A 24,804-nucleotide genomic window follows, 5' to 3' on the forward strand; every position below is an offset into this window, starting at 1 on the left:
GCTCGATGGTCGACGGTGAACCCAACTTCACGCTCGGCGATGGAGCCGAGATCAGTACCGGTAGTGGTCCGGCTTGTACGGGCCTTCGACGTCAACGCCGATGTACTCGGCCTGGTCCTTGGTCAGCTTGGTCAGCGTGGCACCCAGGGCCTCGACGTGGATGCGGGCCACCTTCTCGTCGAGGTGCTTGGGCAGCCGGTAGACCTCGTTGTCGTACTCGTCGCCCTTGGTCCACAGCTCGATCTGAGCGATCACCTGGTTGGAGAAGCTGTTGCTCATCACGAACGACGGGTGGCCGGTGGCATTGCCCAGGTTGAGCAGACGCCCCTCGGACAGCACGATGATCGACTTACCGGTGTCGGGGAAGGTCCACACGTCGACCTGCGGCTTGACGTTGTCACGCACGGCGCCCGAGCTCTCCAGCGCGGCCATGTCGATCTCGTTGTCGAAGTGGCCGATGTTGCCCAGGATGGCCTGGTTCTTCATCGCCTTCATGTGCTCGAGGGTGATGATGTCCTTGTTGCCGGTGGTGGTGATGACGATGTCGGCCTCACCGATGGCCTGCTCGACGGTCTGGACGTCGTAGCCCTCCATCAGTGCCTGCAGCGCGTTGATCGGGTCAATCTCGGTGACCGTGACCCGGGCGCCCTGGCCCTTGAGGGAGTCCGCGCTGCCCTTGCCGACGTCGCCGAACCCGCAGACCAGCGCCTTCTTGCCGCCGATCAGGGCGTCGGTGCCACGGTTGATGCCGTCGATCAGCGAGTGCCGGCAGCCGTACTTGTTGTCGAACTTGGACTTGGTGACCGAGTCGTTGACGTTGATCGCCGGGAACACCAGCTCACCCGCAGCGGCCAGCTGGTACAGCCGCAGCACGCCGGTGGTGGTCTCCTCGGTGACACCCTGGACCGACTCGGCGATCTTGGTCCATTTGGTCTTGTCGGTCTCGTAGCGCTCGCGCAGCCGGGCCAGGAAGACCTTCCACTCGGCCGAGTCGCCGTCCTCGGCGGGCGGAACCACGCCGGCCTTCTCGTACTGGGCACCGCGCAGCACCATCATGGTGGCGTCGCCGCCGTCGTCGAGAATCATGTTGGCCGGCTCGCCATCCCAGGTCAGGGCTTCCTCGGCGCACCACCAGTACTCCTCGAGGCTCTCGCCCTTCCAGGCGAAGACCGGAGTGCCCTTGGGCTCCTCGATGGTGCCGTGCGGCCCGACGACCACGGCGGCGGCGGCGTGATCCTGAGTGGAGAAGATGTTGCACGACGCCCAGCGGACTTCGGCTCCGAGGTCGACCAGGGTCTCGATGAGCACCGCAGTCTGGATGGTCATGTGCAGCGAACCGGTGATGCGGGCGCCCTTGAGCGGGTTGACCCCGTGGTACTCGTGCCGCAACGCCATCAGGCCCGGCATCTCGTGCTCAGCCAGCCGGATCTCCTTGCGGCCGAACTCGGCCAGCGACAGGTCAGCGACCTTGTAGTCGATGCCGTTGCGGCTGTCCGCGGTCAAACTCATCAGTACGCCCCCGTTTGGTTCGGTGAATTGGCTCCGATACAAGCTACCGGCGCAGGCCCGAGTCTGCTCGGGCGGGTCATTCGGTGTCGATGACGCCGTAGGTCTGTGCCGCCGGGGTGAACAATCGGGCCAGGTCGGCCGCCACGTCGTGATCGGACTCCGGCGGCATGGAGACATAACTCATGGCCAGCCTCACGACGGCGCGGGCCAGGATGCCGGCGTCGTCTTCACTGACCTTGACCCAGCTGTGCATGAACGACGAGGTGAGTCGTTGCGAGCTGCGGGTGATGATCGGCCCGCTGTCGGTGGTGATGATCTGCAGCAGGTCCGGTTTGGCAGCCCCGGTCAGCAACGAGATCACCAACGGGTCGGCGGCGGAGTCAGAGAAGAAGGTCCGAAACCCCTCCAGGAATGCGGCGTGAATGTCACCGACGTTGTCGGTCATGGCGTTCTCGACTGCGTCGACCAAGCGGTCGGCGAGCCGGACCGCATAGCCCTGGGCAAGGCCCTGTCGGGAACCGAATTCGTTGTAGATGGTCTGCCTGCTGACCCCGGCCGCCTCCGCGACCGCCGCCAACGTGATCGAGGACCAGTCGCGCCGGGTGAGCAGCTCCCGCATCGCGTCCAACACCGAGTCGCGCAGCACCGCCCGTGATGCCTCGGCGTAGGAAGTGCGTTTCACCGTCGTCACGTTAGCGCCTGCCCCGCCGCGCACTGCAGATCCGTATAACTTGAGTGCACAACGCACTCAGGGATGGGCACGACCGCGATGACGACTGCAGGCTCGGCCACTGGTAGACGGCCGCGTACCGCCGTTGGGGTCCGCGACTACGCGACGGGCTTGGCCTTCGCCCACCTGCTGACCAGCGCCGAGGCCACCGCCGTGGTGGTATCGCTCAATGATGAGACTGCGGTCGGGCCTAACCGCCTGCTGCATTGGCCGAATCTTGCCCTGGTCACAGCGCTGGTTGCGTTGGGGACGTTGACGGTCGCGGTCGCGGGCGCAGTGAGTATCGCGCCGTCGGTGCGTTGGTACGCGGCCGGTCAGATGCCCGATTCCCGGCAGTGCCAGGCGGCGATCAACATCTTGCGGCGCCAGTCGCTGATCGTGTTCGGAACGTGGCTGGTGAGCGGTGTCATCGCATTGGCCGTGTTCCACTCCGACAACGTCGGACTGATCGTGTTGCTCAGCACTGTGATCGTCTTCGGCGGGACGGCGTCGGTGAGCACCAGCATGCTGTTCACCCAGCGCACCTTCCGCCCGATGATGGCGCTGGCCTGGCAGGGTTCCGGCGTCCGCGTCGCCGCCCCAGGGGTGCTGACCCGGTTGGTGACCATGTGGTTCGTCACCTGCGCGCTGCCGTCATTGGCCATCGTGACGTTGATCGTCTGCCGGCGGATGGGATGGATCATCGACCCGAGCTCGTCGGTGGAGATCCCCGTTCTGGTGCTGTGCGTGGTGGCGGTGGCCCTCGGAGTCCGCGCCATGATCCTGGTGGCCCGGTCGATTTCCGATCCGGTCGGCGAAGTGGTCAACGCGATGGCCCGGATCGAGCGCGGCCAGTTGGACACCGCGGTCGGCGTCTACGAACACTCCGAGATCGGCCGGCTTCAGGCCGGGTTCAACCGTATGGTGGCCGGCCTGGTCGAACGTGATCGGCTCCAAGACCTCTTCGGCAGGCATGTCGGCTCCGACGTGGCCCGGTTGGCGGTGGAGCAGGATCTGGCACTGTCGGGCTCGGTGCAGGAGGCGGCGATTCTGTTCATCGACCTCGTGGGGTCGACGGAGCTGGCGGCAACCCACCCGCCGGACGAAGTCGCCGGGGTACTCAACGACTTCTTTCGCATCGTGGTGGACACCGTCGACGCGCAGCGCGGTTCCATCAACAAGTTTCAGGGCGACGCGGCGTTGGCGGTGTTCGGCGCCCCGGTGCCTTCCGAGGACGCGGCCGCCCAGGCCCTGGCAACGGCCCGCATCCTGATCAACCGGCTGCGCCGGCTGCCCTTGGTCGACTTCGGGATCGGCGTCTCGGCGGGGCGGGTGTTCGCCGGCAACATCGGCAGCGAGAACCGCTACGAGTACACGGTGGTCGGTGATGCCGTCAACGAAGCGGCACGTTTGGCCGATCGCGCCAAGAGCGTCAGCACCCGCGTGCTGTGCTCGCAGACCGCGCTGGAGCGCGTCGCCGACACCGAGCGGGCGCACTGGACCGACCACGGTTCGGCGACGCTGCGCGGTCGCGCTCAGCCCACCCAGATGTCGATGCCGCTCCCCCAGCCCGCGACCGGGGGTGACCTGGATTCGAGGCGCGTGTCAGACTCCGAACATGGCTTATGAGATCACCCGTCCGCAGATGGAGGGCAATATCGCCGTCGGCGAAGGCCGCCAGCTCGGATTCGCCGAGTTCGGCGCTCCGCAGGGCCGTGCGATGTTCTGGCTGCACGGCACACCCGGCGCCCGGCGGCAGATTCCCCTCGATGCACGGGTGTACGCCACCGAAGCGAACATCCGCCTGATCGGGGTCGATCGGCCCGGCATCGGCTCCTCCACGCCCTTTCAGTACGAAACGATCTCCCAGTTCCCCGACGATCTGCGCACCGTGGCCGACACACTCGGGATCGACAAGATGGCGATCATCGGGCTCTCCGGCGGCGGCCCCTACACCCTGGCATGCGCAGCAGCCATGCCCGAACGCGTGGTTGCAGCAGGCATTCTGGGCGGCGTCGCCCCGGCGGCAGGCCCCGACGCCATCGACAGCAACCTGATGCGGCTGGTCCGGCTGGCCGAGCCGGTGCTCGATCGCGCCGGGCGGCCCATCAGCATGGTGGCCGCCGCCCTGATTCGAATGGTCCGGCCCGTGGCCTCGCCCGCCTTGGAGCTCTACGCCCGACTCTCCCCCGAGGGTGACCGCGAGATGCTGTCGCGCCCGGAGTTCAAGGCAATGTTCCTCGATGACCTGCTCAACGGTTCCCGCAAACAGCTCGCTGCACCCATCGCCGATTCCGTCTTGTTCGCCCGCCCCTGGGGTTTCCGACTCAACGACGTGCAGGTGCCGGTGCATTGGTGGCACGGCGACGCCGACCACATCATCCCGTTCGCCCATGGCGAGCACGCGGTGTCGTTGCTCCCCGACGCGCGGCTCTACCCGATGCCCGGCGAGAGTCACCTGGCCGGCCTGGGGCGCGCCGAGGAGATTCTGCGCACTCTGATTCAGGCTTGGGACAGCTCGATCGAGTCCACGCCCTAACCGCACGACCCCCGATTGGGGAACGGCCTGCCCGGATCGGCCGGTTGCAGGCCTGATCGACGGGCGCTCGCCCTTCCCAGCCCACCCTCTTTCGCCTCTGCATGCCCGCCGCACAGGCCGGCTACGAACAGGCCCGTTGCCGGTCTCACGCGCAGCGCACAGCACACCCGGACACCTTATTGACAATGATTTTCATTACCAATAAGGTTGTCCACAGCTGACTCGCAGGGACCGAAGGAGACGCCGTGACCTGACCCGAACTTGTGCACCACCCGTTCCACCCTTGACGGGCCGGCTATCGTCGGCGTCCGTAACTTCCCGGCCTCTCCGCCACAGCGTCCGATCGGAATGACGCGTCCGCAGGAGTGAATCCTGCTCTGAGATAACCCATTCCCGTCGCCCTTTTCGCAGCACAAACTCGCGCTCTGTTGACTCGCGCCGCCGATGCACCTCATCGGCCGGCGTGGTCTCGGCATGGGTTCACGCGACGGATCACCCAACACAACTGGAGGAATACACATGAATAGTCGACACGATTCGGGACGGCACGCCCGAGGACGTGGCGCCGCCGTCGGCACCACCAGCGCGGTCGGAGCGTTCATGACATTCGCCCTGGCGCCGATGGCAGCGCCGCAGGCGCACGCCGATTTCGACTGGCTGGCGGACCTCTTCGACGTCAGCGCCGCATCAGCCGACGTGGCAGGCCCTGCCGCCGCAGGCGACTTCTATGCCAGTGTGCAGGATTTCATCACCGACTCCGCCAGCGCCGATCTCCTCAACCTGATCAATGGCTTCGGACTCTACGAGGCTCTCTTCGGCCGGCTCCTGGTCGGCAACGGCCTCGATGACTTCACCGGCACCAATACCTCGCTGTTCGGCTGGCTGCCCGGCATCGGAGACCTCGGCGACGGCGGATTCCTCCTCGGTGACGGTGGCGCCGGCTCCGATACGGCCTTCATCGACAACGTGCTCATCGCCGCAGGGGCCGGCGGCAACGCCGGCATGATCGGTAGCGGTGGCGTCGGCGGTGCCGGGCTGGACGCCGGCTATTACGGCGGAAGCACTCTGATCGAGGCCACGGCAGGTGGCGTCGGCGGCTCCGGCGGCTGGCTGTTCGGCGACGGCGGGAACGGCGGCATCGGCGGCGCAGGCTGGAGCGGCATCCTCACCGATGGACTCGACGGAAGTATCGGCGCTGCTGGTGGCGCCGGAGGTAACGCGATCTTCTTCGGCAACGGCGGAGCCGGGGGCAACGGCGGCGCAGGTGGGATCGGCAACGCGGGCACCGCTGCCCTGCTGGAGCAGCTCGGTGGCAACGGTGGCAACGGTGGCGCAGGTGGTGCCGGTGGAGCCGGGGGTCACGGCGGCAAGTTCTTCGGCGACGGCGGAGACGCGGGTAACGGCGGCGCAGGCGGCGCGGGCGGCGTCGGCGGCTCGGGCGCGGACAGCCTCGCGCACGCACACGACCACGAGCACGAGCACTACGTTCACGAAGCCACCGAAGGCGGCATCGGCGGCATCGGCGGGAACGGCGGGGCCGCAGGCAGTGCTGGACTGGTACGCGCTCTGTTCGGTTCGCAGGGCAACGCCGGAACCGTTGGAGCTGGTGGTGACGGTGGCGCAGGCGGCAACGGTGGCAGCGGCGCGATCAACGATGACAGATTCGTCTCCTCTGGTGCGGCCGGCGGCGCAGGCGGCACAGGCGGAAGCGGAAGCGTTGGCGGCACAGGCGGCGCAGGCGGCAACGGTGGCACAGGAGTCAACGGCGGCGCCGGCGGAGCGGGCGCCGACGGTGGCATCAGCACCACCACGACAGGCGGGACCGGCGGCGCAGGCGGCGCCGGCGGCGGCGCCTACGTTCTGGGCGGAGTGGGCGGCGCAGGCGGCGCGGGCGGAGCCAGCAACTCCAGCAATGGCGGCCAGGGCGGCAGCGGCGGAAACGGCGGCGGCTCTGCCGGCGAGAACATCACCTTGCCGGACAGCAGTGTGGTCTACGGCGCCGGCGGCCAGGGAGGCGCCGGCGGACACGGCGGCGACAACATCAATGGCCATGGCGCCGGTGGTGACGGTGGAGCCGGCGGGAGTGGCGGCAATGGCGCCCTAGACGAATACGACGCGCTTCTCGCGCCCGGGGGCGACGGCGGCGCCGGTGGCAATGGCGGTGCCTCCGGGAACTACGCCGGCGACGCCGGTGCGGCCGGCGGCCAGGCCATCGACGCGACCGGTGGCGCGGGAGGCGCCGGCGGAATCGGTCACCCGCACGACCACGATCATGACCACGACGGTGACGACCACGACCACGACCACTAGCGCCCAAGTAAACGGTCAACAGTGATCAGGGAAGGCGCTCGACTGGGCCAGCCCAGTCGAGCGCCTTACTGCGTGCCATGATCAGCGCATGGCGGTAGTGCTGGTACACGGCAACCCGGAATCTGATTCGATCTGGAATCCCTTGGCGCAGGCGCTCAACCGTGACGATATTGTGCGACTCTCACCCCCGGGGTTCGGCGCCCCACTGCCACAAGGCTTTTCCGCGACCTACCTGGCCTACCGTGACTGGCTCGAATCGGAATTGGAAGCCCTGAGCGTCTCCGGTGAACCGATAGACCTCGTCGGGCACGATTGGGGCGGCGTGCACGTGGTCAACGCGATGATGCATCGACCGGAGCTGGTGCGTAGTTGGGCCACCGACATCATCGGAGTGTTTGACCCGGACTACGTCTGGCCCGAGACGGCCCAGATATGGCGAACCCCCGGAGCGGGCGAGCGGCTGGTCGAGAACATGCTCGGCGGGACCGTCGATGAGCGGACGGCACTGTGGTCGGCCACCCTGCCGCCGGACATCGCCAGGTCCCTCGCTCAAGCACAGGGCCCGGAGATGGGAAGGGCAACGCTGTTGCTGTACCGCTCCGTGGAGGGTCCCGGCGCTATGGCGCAGGCCGGCGGCGGACTGGAGCGGGCGCAGGCCCGTCCGGGACTTTCGCTGCTGGCCACCGACGACCCCTACGTGGGCTCCGAGAGCATCCGACGACGCTGCGCCCAGCAAGCGGGCGCCCGTACGGCTGAGCTCGAAGGGCTCGGTCACTGGTGGATGACTCAAGACCCGGTGCGCGGTGCCGCCGCCCTGACGTCGTTCTGGAGATCCGTCGCCGCAGCGGGGTGACTCAGTTGGTCGTGCTCAATCGGCTCTCGATGAAGTGCGGCAGCCGGAACCGCCGGGGTCCATGCGTCACCGGCGCGCTCTGCGGAGCTCCGCCGTTCTGAGCGGCGCTGTAGGCCGCGGAATTGCCGGTGACGTGCAATATCTGCCCCCGCCAGGTGATGTCGGCTTCCCGGTAGGCCTCGATCAGGGCACGCTCCAACAGCGCGTCGGCCTCAGCGATCGACAGCGCCGCCAACTCGATGAATTCCCCGTCGCGCGCATCGAGCCGCAACGTGGTGGGGCCGGTCTCCACCAGGTCGCAGTTTGCCCGGATGCTCAGTTCCGCGTTGGAACGCGCCAGTCCGGCCAGCGCGTAGGCGGCCAAGAGAACCCGGCACGCCTCGTCCCCGGCCGGCCCGCAGTCGAACCGCAGTTGCCGCAGTGCGGCGAAGCTGAGCACCTGGGTGCGAATGATCCGGCTGCAGCAGACACCGGCGTCGGAGACCGCACGGGAGTCCCCGGGCGCCCCGTTGACCAGGACGCCGATGATCTCGCCGGACAGCACGCCGCGGAATCGGCTCTGACCCGTGCCCAGGGCGGCGTCGATCGCACCGAAGATCAAGCTTCCCGGGCTCAGCTCCAACAGAGCACGGGCATTATCGGGGGTGCTCTCCCGCGCCGAACGATAGGCGGGGTGCGCGATGGCAGGCTTGCCGTCGATGGAGCCGGTGAGGAAATGTCCGTCGAAAATGCGCTGCGGCAGTTCAAGATCGGTGTACACCAGCCGGCCGCCCTCGTAGGAGACCTCCATGCGCGGCACCCTGCTCAGCAGCGGGTGCTGATCACGGACACTCCGCAGAATCGCGGCTTCGACACGCTGGACCTGACTGTGGTTGTCATCGATGAGCGCCGTTGCAGTCGGCTCCCCGTCGATCAACCGTGTCTCCGCGCCCGCGCCGCCGCGTCCCGCGCGATGCACCGGGCTGATAGCCGCGTGCGGCCCCCCGGCAGGCGCCAGCTCGGTGGACACGCGCAGCGTGCTGCCGCCGCCGGCCTGACAGGCCGCGGCGAGCTGGGCAAAGGAGAGTGTGGACAAATCGATCAACCTTTCTGCTCCGCCGAGTCTGGCACAGGCGTGCGATCCAGATCCGGCTCGAGATAGATGACCAGCGCCGCAGGGACGGCGGCGCGGATATTGGCTTCGGCCGCATCGATGGTGGCCGCGACGCCAGCCAGGTCCAGCCGGGGAACCAGCGCGATCTTGGCCCCCACCAGCATCTCGTCCGGGCCCAGGTACTGGGTGCGGATGTGGATCAGGCGGGTGACGTTCTCGGTCCCCTCCAAAGCCGCACGAATGGCTTGGTCCTCGGCGGCCGTGGCCCCCTCACCGATCAAGAGGCTGTGCATCTCGACCATGAGGAAGACGGCGACCGCACCGAGCAGCGCGCTGATCCCCAGGGTGCTCACGCCGTCCCACACCGGGTTTGCGGTGAGCACACTGAGCCCCACGCCGGCCAATGCCAGCACCAGACCGATCAGCGCCGCGGTGTCCTCCAACAACACGACCGGAAGCTCGGGATTGCGGGACGCGCGCAGAAACCGCCACCAGCTGCCCTGGCCCTTCAGCGGCCGTGACTCCCTGACCGCGGTCCGAAAGCTGTAGGTCTCCAACCCGATAGCCACCACCAGGATCGCGATCGCCACCACCGGGGAGTTCAACTCCACCGGATGGCGCACCTTCTCGTAGCCCTCATAGAGCGCGAACATCGAGCCCAGGCTGAACAACACCAGAGCCACAACGAACGACCAGAAATAGCGGCTGCGGCCGTGCCCGAACGGGTGCAGGGCGTCGGGCGCCTTGGCGGCGGCGCGCTGCCCGAACAACAGCAGCGCCTGATTGGAGGTGTCGACAACCGAGTGCACCGCCTCGGCGAGCATGGCCGCACTACCGGTGATCAGGTAACCGGTGAACTTCGCCACCGCGATACCCGCGTTGGCCGTCAGGGCCGCAATGATGGCCCTGGAACTACCTGACGACGACACTCCTACAGCCCTATCGTCGCCCGAAACAGGACCGCAGGTTTGCGGGCGAGCAGCCGAATCGGCCCGTCGTCGCTGGGCACCCAGGCCGATTCGCCCCGGTGCAGTGTCAACGTCTTGGACTTGGCATGCACCGTGATCGATCCCTCGGTGCACAGCAGGATCTGAGGACCCTCATGGCGCGCGGGGGCATCGACCTCATGTCCCAGATGGTCACCGTCAAGGGTCAGCCGCGACAGCGCGAACTCCTCGGCCGGAGTCTGGTAGACCAGCTCGAGTCCGTCGGTATAGGTGGCCGGTCGCAACGCCTGCTCGGTGGTGGGGGTGAAATCCAGCACCCGCAGCAGCTCCGGGACGTCGACGTGCTTGGGCGTCAATCCGCCACGCAAGACGTTGTCGGAGTTAGCCATGACTTCCAGACCGACGCCGTGCAGGTAGGTGTGCAGGTTGCCGGCGGAAACGAAAATGGCCTCGCCCGGGGCCAGCGTGACCCGATTCAGCAGCAGTGAGGCCAGCACGCCGGCATCACCGGGATAGCGCTCGCCGAGCTCGAGCACCGTCTTGGCCTCCGCGGAGAACTCGCCGGCGTCAGAACTGAGGTACTGGATGGCGCCTTCAAGCACCGCCGGTACCAGCACGTCCAGATCAGGCTGGGGCGCGGTGATCCAGGTGGTGAACAGTGCCCGCAGCCCGTCTGCATCGGATTGCGCAGGCGATGAATCGTTGCCGGACTGGCCACCGAGCAAGTCGATGAACGGATCCAGATCCGATACCGCCAACGCCCGTAACAGCTCGATCGTGCGGGCTACCGGGCGGAAACCGGCGAGCGCCTCGAACGGCTGCAGTGCGACCAGCAATTCCGGCTTGTGGCTGGTGTCGCGGTAATTGCGAATGGGTGAGGACACCGCAACTCGGAGCCGCTCCTCACGTTCGTAACCCTCGATCGCCTGCATAGCGCTGGGGTGGGCCTGCAGTGACAGCGGCTCATCGGCCGCCAGTACCTTGACCAGAAACGGCAGCCGGTCACCGAATCGGGCCTGCGCCACCGAACCCAGCTGGCCCTCCGGGTCCTTGGTCAGCACGTCAAGCAGCGACACCTCACCGGTGTCGGTTTCCAGGCAGGCCGGGTCCCCCGGGTGCGCGCCCAGCCACAGCTCGGCCTCCGGATGCGCCGCCGGAACCGGACGACCGGTGAACTCAGCGATAGCTGTCCTTGAGCCCCAGGCGTAGGTCCGTATCGCACCGTGTAGTTGTTCCACTGTTCCCGTCAACCCCGCAGAAGTCGCACATAGGCGGCGGCCATCTCCAACCGCACGGCCAGCACCGCAAGCTGCTGTTCGGTCGGACCCGAGCCGGCCGAGGCAAGGCTCTCCGTCGGGCCCGCGACGTCCTCCGAGGCGCCCAGTGCCATCGGAACGTCCCCGGCTGCGACCAGGTCGACATCGCCCAAGCCGTTGATGCGGGCCGCGACCACGGTCCGCTCTTCGTGCAGCGTCAGGACCAGCACCCGCAGCCGGTCGCCTGCCGGACCGTCGATCTGCTCGTCGTGAAAGATGTCGGAGACATCGCGCCCCACAGCGGACCGCGCGCGCAGCGCGCTCACGGCGTCGGCCAGGCCGACCGCCGCCACCGCAGTGCGGCCGATCCGCAGCATCGTTGCCGACCCGTGTCGGGCCAGCGCCAACGTCGCCGCGCAGTCACCGGCCAGAGCGACCTCGCGGCCGACCATGCGGTCCGCCAACAGTTTCGCCGGGTTGGTGAACAGCTCACGTGCGGCGCTGTTGCGCAGCGCCTCCGCATCCAGCTCATCGGCGATTGCACCCAGGTCCACGGGCGCTTCCCCGGCCGCCCCCACCGCGTCCAGCACAGCCAGTCCGGCGGCGAAGTAACGCAACAGGCCAAACTCGGCACGGACCGCGATCCGCGGTTCCAGCACGGCGGCCCGACCGGCTGTGGCGTCCCGCAACGGACCTTCATAGGGGGCGACCACCACCACGCGCGCACCCCGACGCACCCCAGCGGCTGCGGCGGCGACCAGCGCTGGATCCCCGGGGTCATCGCCGGCCACGGCCAGGACGTCCAACGACCCGATCCACGCCGGTGCCTCAGCCGCCAGCACCAGGGGTGCTCGGGCGGCATCGCCACGCACCGCAGCCAGCATGCTCCCTGCCATGGCCGCGGCTCCACGGGTGGACAGCCAGATCACCGACCGCGGTGGATAGTCCCGGCTCTCGTTGCGGACGCCGTCCAACGCACCCTCGTCGACCGCGGCGGCAGTCGCGCGCACCTGCGCCCCAGCCGTCGACGCAGCCCACAGCGCACCGTCGTGGTCGGCGGCCAGCAGGGCCTCGGTGTCATCGAGGTCGACGGCGGAGAAGGAGCCGGAGAAAGCGGTCACGGACGCGGCGTCTCCGCGGCCTGATGATCGATCTGTTCGGCCACCCGGGCCACCACCGCGTCCACCGCGGCGGCGTCGGGTGCCTCCACATTGAGCCGCAACAACGGCTCGGTGTTGGAACTGCGCAGGTTGAACCAGCTACCCGCACCCAGGTCCACGGTCACCCCGTCGAGGTGATCGACGGAGACCTTCTCTCCGAACGAGGAGACCACGGCATCCACACAGGCCTGCGCATCAGCGACGGTGAAGTTGATCTCGCCCGACGCCGCGTAACGCTGGTAGTCGGCAGTCAGCTCCGACAGTGGCCGCGCCTGTTCACCGAGGGCGGCCAGCACGTGCAGGGCGGCCAGCATCCCCGAGTCTGCGCCCCAGAAATCCCGGAAGTAGTAGTGCGCCGAGTGCTCCCCGCCGAAGATGGCCCCGGTCTCCGCCATCAAAGCCTTGATGAACGAGTGCCCCACCCGCGACCGCAGCGGCGTGCCGCCGCGTTCGGCCACCAACTCGGGAACAGCATGCGAGGTGATCAGATTGTGGATGACCGTGGCCCCGGGTTCGCGGGCCAATTCGCGAGCCGCCACCAGACCGGTCACCGCCGACGGCGACACCGGCTCGCCGCGCTCGTCGACCACGAAGCACCGGTCGGCATCGCCGTCGAAGGCCAACCCGATATCGGCACCCTGTTCGCGCACGAACGCCTGCAGATCGGTGAGGTTGGCCGGATCCAGCGGGTTGGCCTCGTGGTTGGGGAAGTTGCCGTCCAGCTCGAAGAACAGTGGCAGCACGGTGATCGCGCCGACCGATCCGAATACCGCCGGGGCGGTGTGGCCGGCCATTCCGTTGCCGGCGTCGACAGCAACCCGCAGTGGGCGCACTCCGGAGATGTCGACCAGGGAATGTAGGAACGCCGCATAGTCGGCCAGCACGTCGCGGTCGGTGATGCTGCCCCGCGGTCCGTTCCCGTCGCCGGCCGGGTCAACTCCGGCGATCAGCTCATCGCGAATCCGTCCCAGACCGCTGTCAGCACCCACCGGCTTGGCCCCCGCGCGACACAGCTTGATGCCGTTGTAGGCGGCCGGATTGTGGCTGGCGGTGAACATCGCGCCCGGGCAGTCCAGCGCCCCGGCCGCGTAATAGAGCTGATCGGTGGAGGCCAGCCCGATCCGGACCACATCGAGCCCTCGGGCCTGCACCCCTTCGGCGAACGCCGCCGCCAGCGGAGGCGAACTGTCCCGCATGTCGTGGCCGATCACCACCTGGCGGGCGCCTTCTTCGGCCATCAGCCGGGCAAACGAATACCCGACCTCAGCAACGAGGGATTCATCGATCTCTGAACCGACCAGGCCACGTACGTCGTACGCCTTGATCACACGGTGGACAGCCGCAGCGGGCCGAGACATGGGTAAGGGCTCCTGACGACGTGGACTCGAGACACCCAAGCCTAGCCCGGAACCTGCGGTCAGTCCGACGGGTCGGGCAATACACGCAAGTGGCCGCGGCGACGACCGTTGGTCTTGCCGGGCGGACCAGCGGGTGCCAACAGGCCGCCACCAGGCGCAGCAGCCGGTGCGCCCCGGTTGGGCGAGTCAACCGGATTGGTCTGCGGGTACCACCCGTTGGCGGGGGCCGCCCGACCGGATTCCCCTTCGCGAACGGCCTCGGCAAGCGCGATCAGGTCATCTTCTTCGGGTGACACCCACGGGCCGGGGTGGCGGACCAGCTCCCAGCCCCGTGGGGCGGTGATCCGGCCGGCATGGCTGAAACACAGGTCCCAGGAATGCGGCTCAGCGGCCGTCGCCAGCGGACCGACCACGGCGGTGGAGTCCGAGTAGACAAACGTCAGCGTCGCCACCGCATAGTGCGGACACCCTGGCCTGCAGCAGCGGCGGGGAACGTTCACGCGGTCGAGGCTATCGTGGCCGCGCGCCGCGACGCCGCCGGACACGCGCAAGCGACGGGCACCCTATGCACAACCGTTACCATCGTGGGCGTGATCGCCACGCGTCGGCATTGGCGCGGCCGTGAACCCCGCGGGCCGCTGTTACCGCCGACTGTGCCAGGTTGGCGCAGTCGCGCGGAGCGTTTCGATATGGCGGTCTTGGAGGCCTACGAACCCATCGAACAGCGGTGGAAACAACGGCTGGCAGCCCTCGATGTGGCCGTCGACGAGATCCCGCGAATCGCCGCCAAGGATCCCGACAGCGTGCAGTGGCCCCCTGAGGTGGTCGCGGACGGTCCGATTCCGCTGGCCCGCTTGATTCCTGCCGGGGTAGACGTTCGAGGCAATTCCACGCGCGCCCGGATCTTGTTGTTCCGCAAGCCGATTGAGCAGCGCGCAAATGACAGCACTGAACTCGATGAGCTATTGCACGAGATCCTGGTGGCCCAAGTGGCCACCTACCTGGATGTCGAACCCAGCGTCATCGATCCGACGATCGACGACTGAGTTCTCCGAACATCACGCGCGCAGCGGCGCGGCCGAGACCGGGATCAGATGATGCCGCGCTTGAGGCGACGGCGCTCCCGCTCGGACAGCCCGCCCCAGATTCCGAAACGTTCGTCATGCGCCAGGGCATACTCCAGGCACTCACTACGTACCGAGCAGCGCTGGCAGATCTTCTTTGCCTCGCGGGTAGAGCCGCCCTTCTCCGGAAAGAAGGCCTCGGGGTCCGTCTGGGAGCACAGCGCACGCTCCTGCCACTGCTCGTTGGTGGCCGTCTCGGGGTCGAACGGGTCGAATTCGTCGTACTCCTCGGGCTCCGGAACCAGACTCAGATGCGGCCGACTGGGCGCCACTTCGAGTCCGGTCGACGGGATCTCGAGTCCGGTCGGCGCAGCCAATTCGGCACCGGCGTGCGTTGCGCCCCCCATCACGCCCCAAAGGTGCTCATAGGACATGCTCCGCTCCTCACCTGTAGCGCGATACTGATATGACGGCCCAAACTCGAGATACTGACCATCCCGATTCGAACATGTGATCGAATCTCGGTCTGCGACACCAAAATCGGCTGGCCAACCGGGAAATGACACTAGTGTGATTAGACACGGGTTGCCCCAGCGCGGTCAAGCCGATTGGCCAAATTCCTTACCATCTCGTGATCGTTTTCCCACGCGTCCGTGATCGGCGAGTCCCTGTCATCTACCCCACATCGGGGTATCGGCGTGTCTTACCGCACTGCGCGGTGGCGCCGATGACGGTCCGCCACAACGACCATATCGGCGCCAAAGGTACTGTCGTGCGCTGTGAAGGTCACCGTTCTCGTCGGGGGGGTAGGCGGCGCCCGATTCCTGCTCGGCGTCCAGAAACTGCTGAGTCTGGGCCAATTTGCGCCCTCCTCAGCCGACGAAACGCCCGCGCACGACCTGACGGCAGTGGTCAACGTGGGCGACGACGCCTGGATGCACGGCGTGCGGATCTGCCCGGATCTCGACACCTGCATGTACACCCTGGGCGGCGGCGTGGACACCGAGCGCGGCTGGGGCCACCGCGACGAAACCTGGCACGCCATGGAGGAGTTGGCCCGCTATGGCATGCAACCGGACTGGTTCAGCCTCGGCGATCGCGACCTGGCGACCCATCTGGTCCGGACCCAATCGTTGCGGGCCGGCTATCCGCTGTCGGAGGTGACGGCCGCCCTATGTGAGCGCTGGCGGCCCGGAGCGCGGCTGCTGCCGGTCACCAATGACAGCTGTGAAACCCACGTCGTGATCACCGATCCCGAAGATGACACTCAGCGCGCGATCCACTTTCAGGAGTGGTGGGTGCGCCACCGCGCCCAGGTGCCCACCCACGGCTTCGGCTTCGTGGGCGCGGAGAAGGCATCGGCCGCACCAGAAGTCGTTGATGCCATCACCGGTGCCGATATCGTGCTGCTGGCCCCCTCAAACCCGGTGGTGAGCATCGGCGCCATCCTGGCAGTCCCGGGTGTGCGCGCAGCCCTACGTTCGACGGCGGCGCCCGTAGTCGGGTACTCCCCGATCATCGCTGGAAAGCCGTTGCGCGGCATGGCCGATATCTGCCTGAGTGTGATCGGCTTGGATTCCACCTCGCGGGCCGTCGGCGAGCACTACGGCGCACGCAGCGGAACCGGGATATTGGACTACTGGCTGGTGCACGAGGGCGAACAGGCCGGCGGCGACGAAATCGCCGGAGTGACCGTACATGCCGCCCCACTGCTGATGACGGACCCGTCGGCGACCGCCGAGATGGTGCGCGCCGGGCTGGATCTCGCGGGCGTGCGATGACCGAGCACGGCAGCGCCGCCAAAGTTGAGATCCTGCCGGTGAGCGGGCTCGGCGAATTCCGGCCGGGCGACGATCTCGCATCGGCTCTGGCGCAGGCCGCACCCTGGCTTGCCGACGGCGACATCGTGGTGGTCACCAGCAAGGTGGTGTCCAAATGCGAGGGCCGTATCGTCCCGGCGCCGCACGATGCCGAGGCGCGGGACGCGTTGCGACGTCAACTGGTCGAGGCAGAGGCGGTGCGGGTGCTGGCCCGCAAAGGCCGCACCTGGATCACCGAGAACCGCATCGGACTGGTGCAGGCGGCAGCCGGCGTGGACGGCTCCAACGTCGGGGCCGACGAACTCGCCTTGCTGCCGGTCGATCCGGACGGCAGCGCCGCGCAGTTGCGCACCGGTCTGGCCGAGCGGCTGGGCGTGGACGTGGGTGTGCTGATCACCGACACCATGGGACGGGCCTGGCGCAACGGACAGATCGACGTCGCGATCGGTGCGTCGGGCCTGACCGTCCTCAACGGCTACGCCGGTGCACTCGACCGGCACGGCAACGAGTTGGTCGTGACCGAAGTCGCCGTCGCCGACGAACTGGCTGCCGCCGCGGACCTGGTCAAAGGCAAGCTCACGGACGTGCCGGTAGCCGTGGTGCGCGGGGTCTTAAGCCCCGACAACGGCTCCACCGCGGCAGCACTGGTGCGCTCAGGTCCCGACGACCTGTTCTGGCTGGGCACCGCCGAGGCCATTGAGGCCGGACGAAGCCAGGCTCAGCTGCTGCGCCGCTCGGTGCGCAGCTTCACCGGCGAACCTGTTCCGGAACAACTGATCACCGACGCCATGGCCGAGGCTCTGACCGCACCGGCGCCGCACCACACCCGCCCGGTGCGGTTCGTCTGGTTGCAGACTCCGCAGCTGCGGACCCGGCTCCTCGACGCCATGGCCACCCAGTGGCGCGCCGACCTGACCGACGACGGTAAGTCCCCGGAAGTCATCGAAGCCAGGGTGTCACGCGGCCAGATCCTTTACGACGCACCCGAAGTCGTCATACCGATGATGGTTCCCGACGGCGCACACCACTATCCCGACGCGGCCCGAACCGCCGCTGAGCACACCATGTTCACGGTCGCGGTCGGCGCCGCAGTCCAGGGCCTGTTGGTTGCGCTGGCGGTGCGCGGCGTGGGCAGCTGCTGGATCGGGTCGACCATTTTCACTCCGGCACTGGTACGCGCCGAGCTCGACCTTCCTGCCGATTGGGAACCGTTGGGCGCCATCGCTATCGGCTATCCCACCGAGCCGCCTGAGCCGCGCCCGCCGGCCGATGTCGGCGAGCTGCTGGTGCGCCGATGAGTCTGCACGACTCCGCTGTTGCGGCACTGAGGTCCTGGACCGCACCGGATTCCGCGCAGGATTCGCTGCGGCACGCGGTACTGGCATTTCTGGATGCGCGCAGTGACGCATGCCTACGGGAATGCGTTCCCGGCCACATCACCGCATCGACCTTGGTGCTCGACCACACCGGCGGGCAGGCCCTGCTGACGCTGCACCCGCGGGTCGGGCGCTGGCTGCAGCTCGGCGGGCACTGTGAGGACACCGACGCCGATATCACCGCCGCCGCACTGCGCGAGGCCACCGAGGAGTCCGGTATCGCCGGCCTGCGACTGGATCCGCAGCTGGCGGCGGTTCACGTGCACCCGGTGACGTGCTCACTGGGAGTGCCGACCCGGCACCTCGACCTGCAGTTCGTGGCGCATGCGCCGGCCGACGCCCAGATCGGGATCAGCGAGGAATCGCTGGCCCTGCGCTGGTGGCCGGTCGACGCGCTGCCACCGGACGCCGACGACGCCTTGGCGCATCTGGTGGCACAAGCAGTCGGGTAGACCTTTTACGGGGAATCGGTCACTCGCGTCCAGGGCTGACAGTTGTGCGATTCAAAGGCCTTGACCGATGCCGGAATGCTGGCATACATCGGGCCGATCGACGTGTTCGCCGCGACCACATGATCTTTGGTCGCATCGGGTGTGCTGTAGGTGAACCACGAGCACATCGACTCCTGGGTCGGCACATCGTTGATCCACACGCCGAAGGCCGAACCCGAACCGCCGGTGTGGTAGAGGCCCGGTGCGATATCGGCGCCTACGTGAAAGACGCCGTTGCCCGGTATCGGGTCAAGCGGATCCGCAGCGGCAGGCACCGCCATGGCTACTGCTGCCACGCACACGATGCAGACCCTGGCGAACATAGCTCTCACTATTCACCGTTGACTCTGCGTGTAGGGCGGAAAAGTGCGAGAAGGGTGCGCCGTGAGCGCAGAGTCAACGCACGACGCGGCTCAAACGTCGCTGGAGTAGCGGATCCCGCAGTCGGGAATCGACACCCCGGGCCACACCCGGGCACCGCGCAGTAGCTCGCAGCGGGCCCCGATGTCGGCGCCGTCGCCGATCACCCCGTCCCGGATCAGCGCCCGTGGACCGATCCGCGCGCCGAATCCGATGATCGAGCGTTCGATCACGCAACCGGCCTCGACCTTCACCCCGTCGAAGATCACCGCGCCGTCGAGCCGAGCCCCCGGGCCGATCTCCGCGCCCCGACCGACCACGGTCCCGCCGATCAGCACCGCACCCGGCGCCACCGAAGCACCGTCGTGCACCAGTGCCTCACCCCGTTGGCCAGTCAGCGCCGGCGACGGCGCGATGCCGCGCACCAGGTCCGCCGAACCGCGCACGAAGTCCTCCGGAGTGCCCATGTCGCGCCAGTAGCTGGTGTCGACGTATCCGCAGACCTTGACACCGTCAGACAGCAGGACCGGGAACACCTCGCGTTCCACCGAGACCGGCCGTCCGCGCGGAATAGCTTCGATCACTCTGCGGGACAACACATAACAGCCGGCGTTGATCTGGTCCGTCGGCGGGTCCTCGGTCTTCTCCAGGAATGCGGTGACCCGACCGTCGCGGGTGGGGACACAACCGAAAGCCCGCGGGTCGCCGACGCGCACCAGATGCAGAGTGGCCTCAGCGGCCTGCTCGCGGTGGTAGTCGTACAACTCGGTCAAGTCCGCTCCGGACAAGACGTCGCCGTTGAACACCATCGCGGTGTCGTGGCGCAGCTTTCCGGCGACGTTGGCGATGCCGCCGCCGGTGCCCAGTGGCTCCTCTTCGGTCACGTAGTCGATCTGCAGGCCCAGCGCGGACCCGTCACCGAATTCCTGCGCGAACACCTCCGGTTTGTAGGACGTGCTGAGGATGACGTGCTCGATACCGGCGGCGGCGATCCGCGACAGCAGGTGCGTCAGGAACGGCAGACCCGCGGTCGGCAGCATCGGCTTGGGCGCCGACAGCGTCAGTGGACGCAGCCGAGTGCCCTTGCCGCCGACGAGGACGACCGCGTCGACTTCGCTCAGTGTCACGATTGCCCCTTCGTCAGTTTGCGGCGAGCATTGCGCACCGCCAGGTGTGAGCGCACCGCCAGCGCGCCCCGCATGCTCCAGCGCAACGGGGCACGCGACCAGCCGGTGTGCCGGTCGGCCAGGTAGGTGTAGGTGCTGCGGTGGTGTGCCGCCAGGTTGCGCGCCGGGTCCTTGCCGGTGGCATGCCCCTTCTGGTGCAACACCTCGGCGGAGGGCACGTAGACGTTGAGCCAGCCGGCCTTGTCCAGCCGGTCCCCCAGGTCGACGTCTTCCATATAGAGGAAGTAGCGCTCGTCGAAGCCGCCGATCGCGTCGAACGCCGCCCGGCGCACCAGCAGGCAGGCCCCCGAGAGCCAACCCACCGGGCGCTCGCTGGGCTCCAGCCGTTCCTGTCGATAGGCGCGGGTCCACGGGTTGTTGGGCCACACCGGGCCGACCACGGCGTGCATACCGCCACGGATCAGGCTGGGCAGATGGCGGGCTGAGGGGTATACCGAGCCGTCCGGCTCCCGGATGAGCGGACCCAGCGTCGCCGCTTTCGGCCAACGGGCGGCCGCATCCAGCAGGGCATCGATGCTGCCCGGGCCCCACTGAACGTCGGGGTTGGCCACGATGAGAAATTCGCTGCGTTCGCCGTCCTCGGCGTCCAGTTGCGCCACGCCGGCATTGACCGCTCCGCCGTAACCCAGGTTGGCCCCGGTACGCAGCAGGTGCACGTGGGGATACCGCTGCACGGCCTCCTCCGGCGCACCATCGGTCGATCCGTTGTCGGCAATCACCACGCGAACCGGGCGATCGGTCGCCATTGGCAGCGATGCCAGGAAGCGATCGAGATGTCGTCCCGGCGAATAGGTCACCGTCACCACCGGTAGCGCCTCACTCACGGCGTAGAGGTTATCTGGCCAATGCCGCGGACAGTGCATCGCTCCACTGGCGCAGCGGTTGCAGGCCGGCCCGCGCCGATTCGGCTCCCGACAGGGCGGAGTAGGCGGGCCGGGCAGCCGCGCGGGGATGCGCAGCGCTGCTGACCGGGCGGACCCGGTCCGGATCGGCACCGACCGCGGCGAAGACCGCCCGGGCTTGTTCATACCGACTCGCGGCCCCGGCGTTGGCCGCATGCACCACCCGGGCACGTGGCGGTGCGGCCGCCAGCGCCAGCAGCGCATCCACGAGGTCGCCGACGTAGGTCGGGGACCCGACCTGGTCGTCGACCATCTCCACGTCGCCGTCACCAGCGGCCTTTTTGCGCATCACCGCGACGAAGTCGGAGCCGCCGGGGCCGCCGGTGTAGACCCAGGCGGTGCGCACGACAAGAGCATCCGGTGCGGCTGCCAGCACGGCGCTCTCCCCGGCCAGTTTCGTGCGCCCGTACACCGACAACGGCCGGGTGGCATCACCCGGTTCGTACGGTCGTGGCGGGGCCCCACCGAAGTCGCCGTCGAAGACGTAGTCGGTGGAGATGTGGATCAGCCGCGCACCGGCACGTGCACACGCGGCCGCCAAGTGCCCCGGTCCGGCCGCATTGACGGCATGGGCGCGCTCGGCATCGGCCTCGGCCGCGTCCACCTGGGTGTAGGCCGCGCAGTTGATCAGCACGTCACCGGACCGCAGGTCGACGCGGTCCACCGCGGCGGGATCGGTGATATCGCATTGCGCCGAAGTCAGTGCCAACACGTCGCTACCTGCGTCGGCAGCGCGTTTGGCCAGGAAAGTGCCGACTTGGCCGCCGGCGCCGGTGATCACGATCCGCATGAGCGTGAGCTTATGCGGCGGCCCCAGCACGGCTAAACCGCCGAGCTTATGCGGCGGCCCCAGCTTCGCCTCTCCTCCGTCGAGGCTCGCTAGGCCGCCCCGCCCATCCGGCGGCCCCAGCTTCGCCTCTCCCCGTCGAGGCTCGCTAGGCCGCCCCGCCCATCCGGCGGCCCCAGCTTCGCCTCTCCTCCGTCGAGGCTCGCTAGGCCGCCCCGCCCATCCGGCGGCCCCAGCTTCGCCTCTCCTCCGTCGAGGCTCGCTAGGCCGCCCCGCCCATCCGGCGGCCCCAGCTTCGCCTCTCCTCCGTCGAGGCTCGCTAGGCCGCCGAGTCTGGCACGCCGATGTCGGCTACCGGCGATACGGCAGTTACGCAAGTAATCTGAAGTGATGCCTGCGCAACGTGTGATTCGTGTGATCGCCACGGTGGCAGCCGTCGCCATCGTCCTGGGCACCGGGGTCGCCTGGAGCCAAGTCCGGTCATTCGAAGACGGCATCTTCCATGTCTCGTCGCTGGCGCTGGGCGACGGCGGGTCCGACGGCGCGGTCGACATCCTGCTGGTCGGGATGGACAGTCGCACCGACGCGCATGGAAATCCGCTGACCCCCGAAGAGCTGGCCGCACTACGCGTCGGGGACGACGAAGCCACCAACACCGACACCATCATCTTGGTCCGGATCCCCAACAACGGTAAGTCCGCCACCGCGATCTCGATCCCCCGCGACTCCTACGTGGCGGCACCCGGGCTGGACAAGACCAAGATCAACGGCGTGTACGGGGCCACGCGGCTCGAGACTGCCGACGCGCTCGTCGAATCCGGGATGGATCCGGTGCAGGCGCAGGCCCGCGGCACCGAGGCAGGACGCGAGGCCCTGATCCAGACGGTCGCCAATCTGACCGGAGTCACCGTCGATCACTACGCCGAGATCGGGCTGCTCGGGTTCGCGCTGATCACCGATGCCCTCGGCGGCGTCGACGTCTGCCTCAAGGAACCGGTCTATGAAGAGCTCTCCGGCGCGGACTTCCCCGCCGGCTGGCAACGGCTCGGCGGCGCCCAGGCCCTCAGCTTCGTCCGGCAGCGCCATGAACTCCCCCACGGCGACCTGGACCGAGTCCGGCGCCAGCAGACGGTCATGGCGTCGCTGGCGCACCAGGTCATCTCCGGCAAGACACTGTCAAGCCCGGGCACCCTGTCACGACTGCAGGCGGCCGTACAGCGTTCGGTGGTGCTCTCTGCCGGCTGGGACGTGATCGACTTCGTCACCAAGGCCCAAGACCTGGCGGCGGGCAAGGTGGCTTTCGCCACGATCCCGGTGCTCGAGGAGGCTGGGTGGAGCGACGACGGCATGCAGAGCGTGGTGCGTGTCGACCCCAACCAAGTGGCCGACTGGGTGGCCGGTCTGCTGCACGATCAGGACGAGGGCAAGACCGAGCTGCTGGCCTACAGCCCGGAGGAAACCACCGCCAGCGTGCTCAACGACACCGACATCAACGGCCTGGCCTCGGCGGTCTCCGGGGTACTCAACGCCAAGGGGTTCGGGACCGGGGCTGTCGGCAACAACGAAACCGGTCATGTGCCCACCAGTCAGGTGCAGGCTGCCTCGGCCGAGGACCCCGGCGCGCGGGCGGTGGCCAGGGATCTGGGCGGACTGCCGGTGGTGGCCAACGAGTCCGTTCCGAGCGGCACGGTGCGCGTCGTGCTGGCCAATGACTACACCGGGCCCGGATCGGGCCTAGGCACCGGCGACCGCACCGAGGCGGCCGGTATCTCCAGCTTCGATGACGACGACGCACCTCAAATCCCGGTTGCGTCACCGATTCTGACCGCAGGTTCCAACGACCCGCAGTGCGTGAACTAACGTCGCTGCGGTGACCAACCTCAGCTCGGCGATCCTTGATCCGATCCTGCGCGCCGACCCGATGGGGCCACGAATCACCTACTACGACGACGCGACCGGGGAACGTATCGAGTTGTCCGCGGCGACGTTGGCGAATTGGGCCGCCAAGACCGGCAACCTGCTGCGCGACGAACTCGGCGCCGGCCCGGGCAGCCGCATCGCGGTGTTGTTGCCGGCGCACTGGCAGACCGCGGCGGTGCTGTTCGGCGTGTGGTGGATCGGCGCCGAAGTGCTGCTGGCCGCACCGGACGGCGATGCCGACGTCGCGCTGTGCACGGCCGACCGTCTCGATCAGGCCGACGCGGCGGTGGCCGAGACCGGCGGCGAGGTGGTGGTGCTGTCGCTGGACGCGTTCGGCCGGCCCGCTCCGGACCTGCCGGTGGGCGTCACCGACTACGCGACATCGGTGCGCGTGCACGGCGACCAGATCGTCGCCGAACGGCACCCCGGCCCGGCCCTGACGGGATCCTCCGTCGACGACGTGCTGGGGCAATCCCGGAGTGTCGCGGCGGCAGCGGCGCTGACACCGTCGGACCGGGTGTGGTCCACCCAGGGCTGGGACACCCCGGCTGAGCTGATCGAGCACTTGCTGGCGGTGTTCGCCGTGGGCGCGTCCCTGGTACAGGTCGCCAACCCCGATCCCGACCTGCAGGAGCGCCGTCGGGCCAGCGAGAAGGTCACCCGAATCCTGGCCTGACTCGCCCCGGCCCTCGAGCCGGAATTTCACGACGCGACACGCCCACGTCGCGTCGCCAGATTCCGACTGGGGACGCGTTCGCGTCCGATATCGGGGCCAGACCGCGCCGCCTATTCATGCATAGATGCTTATATGCTGATACCCTTACCCGCAAGAATCCGCCGCGTGAAAGAGGAGAAGGCTCATGGCAGTGCAGGGATTGTTGGCTAAAGCGGCATCGACGGTGTTCACCGGTCTGGTCGGAGTGAGCGCGTACGAAGTGGCCCGCCGGGCACTGGCGAAGGCTCCGCTGCACGAGGCAGCGGTCACCGCCACCGAGTGGAGTCTGCGGGGAACCCGCCGGGCTGAAGAAGCGGCCGAGTCCGCCCGACTGAAGGTGGCCGACGTGGTCGCCGAGGCTCGTGAGCGCATCGGCGAAGAGGCGACCCCGCCGGCCGCGGCCGTCGCGCACGACCACGACCACTGAGCGCCCGGCGCCGACGATGGG

General features: G+C 68.1%; 24 protein-coding genes. 11 read left to right on the forward strand and 13 right to left on the reverse strand.

What is annotated here, in order from left to right:
• Nucleotides 1-51: 51 nt before the first annotated feature.
• Both ahcY and alkX read right to left on the reverse strand, forming a co-directional pair.
• On the reverse strand, nucleotides 52-1,512 hold the full coding sequence (gene ahcY / locus G6N09_RS03605) for an adenosylhomocysteinase (RefSeq protein WP_109558858.1): 1,461 nt from the start codon (nucleotides 1,510-1,512) through the stop codon (nucleotides 52-54).
• Nucleotides 1,513-1,585: 73 nt separating this feature from the next.
• Nucleotides 1,586-2,191, reverse strand: a complete 606-nt coding sequence (gene alkX / locus G6N09_RS03610; RefSeq protein WP_083023815.1) for a TetR family transcriptional regulator AlkX — start codon at nucleotides 2,189-2,191, stop codon at nucleotides 1,586-1,588.
• Nucleotides 2,192-2,278: 87 nt separating this feature from the next.
• Between alkX and G6N09_RS03615 the strand changes: the two genes are divergently transcribed.
• From G6N09_RS03615 to G6N09_RS03630, 4 genes are all read left to right on the forward strand, one after another.
• The gene (locus tag G6N09_RS03615; protein ID WP_083023994.1) at nucleotides 2,279-3,847 is read left to right on the forward strand and encodes an adenylate/guanylate cyclase domain-containing protein; all 1,569 of its coding nucleotides are present in this window, start codon (nucleotides 2,279-2,281) and stop codon (nucleotides 3,845-3,847) included.
• The gene (locus tag G6N09_RS03620; RefSeq protein ID WP_083023813.1) at nucleotides 3,837-4,757 is read left to right on the forward strand and encodes an alpha/beta fold hydrolase; all 921 of its coding nucleotides are present in this window, start codon (nucleotides 3,837-3,839) and stop codon (nucleotides 4,755-4,757) included. Before G6N09_RS03615 ends, G6N09_RS03620 begins: the two co-directional genes overlap by 11 nt.
• Before the next feature lie 519 nt (nucleotides 4,758-5,276).
• Nucleotides 5,277-7,067 (forward strand): hypothetical protein, encoded by a 1,791-nt coding sequence (locus G6N09_RS20215; RefSeq protein WP_163752648.1) that lies wholly within the window; start codon nucleotides 5,277-5,279, stop codon nucleotides 7,065-7,067.
• A gap of 88 nt (nucleotides 7,068-7,155) precedes the next feature.
• Complete coding sequence (locus G6N09_RS03630; protein ID WP_083023808.1) at nucleotides 7,156-7,920, forward strand: alpha/beta fold hydrolase; 765 nt, start codon at nucleotides 7,156-7,158, stop codon at nucleotides 7,918-7,920.
• A gap of 1 nt (nucleotide 7,921) precedes the next feature.
• On the opposite strand, the gene G6N09_RS03635 is transcribed toward G6N09_RS03630, so the two are convergent.
• Genes G6N09_RS03635 through G6N09_RS03660 form a run of 6 tightly spaced genes read right to left on the reverse strand, consistent with a single transcriptional unit; the run spans nucleotide 7,922 to nucleotide 14,234 of the window.
• Nucleotides 7,922-8,995 carry a type I-U CRISPR-associated protein Cas7 gene (locus G6N09_RS03635; protein ID WP_083023992.1) on the reverse strand — a complete coding sequence of 358 codons (1,074 nt, stop codon included), beginning with the start codon at nucleotides 8,993-8,995 and terminating at the stop codon, nucleotides 7,922-7,924.
• A gap of 5 nt (nucleotides 8,996-9,000) precedes the next feature.
• Nucleotides 9,001-9,942 carry a cation diffusion facilitator family transporter gene (locus G6N09_RS03640; protein ID WP_083023806.1) on the reverse strand — a complete coding sequence of 314 codons (942 nt, stop codon included), beginning with the start codon at nucleotides 9,940-9,942 and terminating at the stop codon, nucleotides 9,001-9,003.
• 2 nt (nucleotides 9,943-9,944) lie between these two features.
• Entirely contained in the window at nucleotides 9,945-11,198 is a 1,254-nt protein-coding gene (manA, locus tag G6N09_RS03645) for a mannose-6-phosphate isomerase, class I (protein ID WP_083023804.1), read from the reverse strand.
• Between the two features lie 8 nt (nucleotides 11,199-11,206).
• Nucleotides 11,207-12,337 carry a TobH protein gene (locus tag G6N09_RS03650; RefSeq protein WP_083023803.1) on the reverse strand — a complete coding sequence of 377 codons (1,131 nt, stop codon included), beginning with the start codon at nucleotides 12,335-12,337 and terminating at the stop codon, nucleotides 11,207-11,209.
• Nucleotides 12,334-13,734: a phosphomannomutase/phosphoglucomutase gene (locus G6N09_RS03655; protein ID WP_083023801.1), complete on the reverse strand. Its 1,401-nt coding sequence runs from the start codon at nucleotides 13,732-13,734 to the stop codon at nucleotides 12,334-12,336. Before G6N09_RS03655 ends, G6N09_RS03650 begins: the two co-directional genes overlap by 4 nt.
• Nucleotides 13,735-13,793: 59 nt before the next feature.
• Nucleotides 13,794-14,234 carry a DUF3499 domain-containing protein gene (locus G6N09_RS03660; protein WP_083023987.1) on the reverse strand — a complete coding sequence of 147 codons (441 nt, stop codon included), beginning with the start codon at nucleotides 14,232-14,234 and terminating at the stop codon, nucleotides 13,794-13,796.
• A gap of 93 nt (nucleotides 14,235-14,327) precedes the next feature.
• Between G6N09_RS03660 and G6N09_RS03665 the strand changes: the two genes are divergently transcribed.
• Entirely contained in the window at nucleotides 14,328-14,780 is a 453-nt protein-coding gene (locus G6N09_RS03665) for a metallopeptidase family protein (protein ID WP_109558857.1), read from the forward strand.
• A gap of 44 nt (nucleotides 14,781-14,824) precedes the next feature.
• On the opposite strand, the gene G6N09_RS03670 is transcribed toward G6N09_RS03665, so the two are convergent.
• On the reverse strand, nucleotides 14,825-15,232 hold the full coding sequence (locus G6N09_RS03670; RefSeq protein ID WP_083023799.1) for a WhiB family transcriptional regulator: 408 nt from the start codon (nucleotides 15,230-15,232) through the stop codon (nucleotides 14,825-14,827).
• Nucleotides 15,233-15,577: 345 nt separating this feature from the next.
• On the opposite strand from G6N09_RS03670, the gene cofD reads away from it, so the two are divergent.
• From cofD to G6N09_RS03685, 3 genes are read left to right on the forward strand one after another with little or no spacing between them, the layout of a single operon-like run.
• Nucleotides 15,578-16,579 (forward strand): 2-phospho-L-lactate transferase, encoded by a 1,002-nt coding sequence (gene cofD / locus G6N09_RS03675; protein WP_083023797.1) that lies wholly within the window; start codon nucleotides 15,578-15,580, stop codon nucleotides 16,577-16,579.
• Nucleotides 16,576-17,916, forward strand: coding sequence for a coenzyme F420-0:L-glutamate ligase (locus G6N09_RS03680; RefSeq protein WP_083023794.1), 1,341 nt, complete (start codon nucleotides 16,576-16,578; stop codon nucleotides 17,914-17,916). Before cofD ends, G6N09_RS03680 begins: the two co-directional genes overlap by 4 nt.
• Nucleotides 17,913-18,446, forward strand: a complete 534-nt coding sequence (locus G6N09_RS03685; RefSeq protein ID WP_083023792.1) for an NUDIX hydrolase — start codon at nucleotides 17,913-17,915, stop codon at nucleotides 18,444-18,446. Before G6N09_RS03680 ends, G6N09_RS03685 begins: the two co-directional genes overlap by 4 nt.
• Nucleotides 18,447-18,451: 5 nt before the next feature.
• Here G6N09_RS03685 and G6N09_RS03690 read toward each other — a convergent pair whose 3' ends face one another.
• The 4 genes from G6N09_RS03690 to rfbD all read right to left on the reverse strand — a co-directional run bounded on the left by G6N09_RS03690 (nucleotide 18,452) and on the right by rfbD (nucleotide 21,724).
• Nucleotides 18,452-18,808 carry an Rv1352/Rv1906c domain-containing protein gene (locus tag G6N09_RS03690; protein ID WP_083023790.1) on the reverse strand — a complete coding sequence of 119 codons (357 nt, stop codon included), beginning with the start codon at nucleotides 18,806-18,808 and terminating at the stop codon, nucleotides 18,452-18,454.
• Between the two features lie 90 nt (nucleotides 18,809-18,898).
• Nucleotides 18,899-19,972 carry a mannose-1-phosphate guanylyltransferase ManB gene (gene manB, locus G6N09_RS03695; protein WP_109558845.1) on the reverse strand — a complete coding sequence of 358 codons (1,074 nt, stop codon included), beginning with the start codon at nucleotides 19,970-19,972 and terminating at the stop codon, nucleotides 18,899-18,901.
• On the reverse strand, nucleotides 19,969-20,856 hold the full coding sequence (locus tag G6N09_RS03700) for a glycosyltransferase family 2 protein (protein ID WP_083023788.1): 888 nt from the start codon (nucleotides 20,854-20,856) through the stop codon (nucleotides 19,969-19,971). The genes manB and G6N09_RS03700 overlap by 4 nt, the downstream gene beginning before the upstream one ends.
• A 10-nt stretch (nucleotides 20,857-20,866) precedes the next feature.
• Nucleotides 20,867-21,724 (reverse strand): dTDP-4-dehydrorhamnose reductase, encoded by an 858-nt coding sequence (gene rfbD / locus G6N09_RS03705; RefSeq protein WP_083023786.1) that lies wholly within the window; start codon nucleotides 21,722-21,724, stop codon nucleotides 20,867-20,869.
• 387 nt (nucleotides 21,725-22,111) lie between these two features.
• Between rfbD and G6N09_RS03710 the strand changes: the two genes are divergently transcribed.
• The 3 genes from G6N09_RS03710 (at nucleotide 22,112) to G6N09_RS03720 (ending at nucleotide 24,783) form a co-directional block, all read left to right on the forward strand.
• Entirely contained in the window at nucleotides 22,112-23,581 is a 1,470-nt protein-coding gene (locus tag G6N09_RS03710; protein WP_179959870.1) for an LCP family protein, read from the forward strand.
• Nucleotides 23,582-23,642: 61 nt separating this feature from the next.
• The gene (locus G6N09_RS03715) at nucleotides 23,643-24,317 is read left to right on the forward strand and encodes a TIGR03089 family protein (RefSeq protein WP_234806948.1); all 675 of its coding nucleotides are present in this window, start codon (nucleotides 23,643-23,645) and stop codon (nucleotides 24,315-24,317) included.
• Nucleotides 24,318-24,501: 184 nt separating this feature from the next.
• A complete protein-coding gene (locus G6N09_RS03720; RefSeq protein WP_083023784.1) occupies nucleotides 24,502-24,783 on the forward strand; it encodes a DUF1490 family protein in 282 nt (93 codons plus the stop codon).
• The last annotated feature ends 21 nt before the right edge of the window (nucleotides 24,784-24,804 follow it).

Source organism: Mycolicibacter minnesotensis, from assembly GCF_010731755.1.
Lineage (GTDB): Bacteria > Actinomycetota > Actinomycetes > Mycobacteriales > Mycobacteriaceae > Mycobacterium > Mycobacterium minnesotense.

What these genes read in the sequence shown, in the direction of transcription:
- G6N09_RS03720 (WP_083023784.1), top strand. Translation starts at nt 24,502, where the DNA reads ATGGCAGTGCAGGGATTGTTGGCTAAAGCGGCATCGACGGTGTTCACC.
- G6N09_RS03655 (WP_083023801.1), bottom strand. Translation starts at nt 13,734, where the DNA reads ATGTCTCGGCCCGCTGCGGCTGTCCACCGTGTGATCAAGGCGTACGAC.
- G6N09_RS03620 (WP_083023813.1), top strand. Translation starts at nt 3,837, where the DNA reads ATGGCTTATGAGATCACCCGTCCGCAGATGGAGGGCAATATCGCCGTC.
- G6N09_RS03690 (WP_083023790.1), bottom strand. Translation starts at nt 18,808, where the DNA reads ATGTTCGCCAGGGTCTGCATCGTGTGCGTGGCAGCAGTAGCCATGGCG.
- G6N09_RS03715 (WP_234806948.1), top strand. Translation starts at nt 23,643, where the DNA reads ATGGGGCCACGAATCACCTACTACGACGACGCGACCGGGGAACGTATC.
- G6N09_RS03615 (WP_083023994.1), top strand. Translation starts at nt 2,279, where the DNA reads ATGACGACTGCAGGCTCGGCCACTGGTAGACGGCCGCGTACCGCCGTT.
- G6N09_RS03670 (WP_083023799.1), bottom strand. Translation starts at nt 15,232, where the DNA reads ATGTCCTATGAGCACCTTTGGGGCGTGATGGGGGGCGCAACGCACGCC.
- G6N09_RS03680 (WP_083023794.1), top strand. Translation starts at nt 16,576, where the DNA reads ATGACCGAGCACGGCAGCGCCGCCAAAGTTGAGATCCTGCCGGTGAGC.
- G6N09_RS20215 (WP_163752648.1), top strand. Translation starts at nt 5,277, where the DNA reads ATGAATAGTCGACACGATTCGGGACGGCACGCCCGAGGACGTGGCGCC.
- G6N09_RS03710 (WP_179959870.1), top strand. Translation starts at nt 22,112, where the DNA reads ATGCCTGCGCAACGTGTGATTCGTGTGATCGCCACGGTGGCAGCCGTC.
- rfbD (WP_083023786.1), bottom strand. Translation starts at nt 21,724, where the DNA reads ATGCGGATCGTGATCACCGGCGCCGGCGGCCAAGTCGGCACTTTCCTG.
- G6N09_RS03685 (WP_083023792.1), top strand. Translation starts at nt 17,913, where the DNA reads ATGAGTCTGCACGACTCCGCTGTTGCGGCACTGAGGTCCTGGACCGCA.
- G6N09_RS03630 (WP_083023808.1), top strand. Translation starts at nt 7,156, where the DNA reads ATGGCGGTAGTGCTGGTACACGGCAACCCGGAATCTGATTCGATCTGG.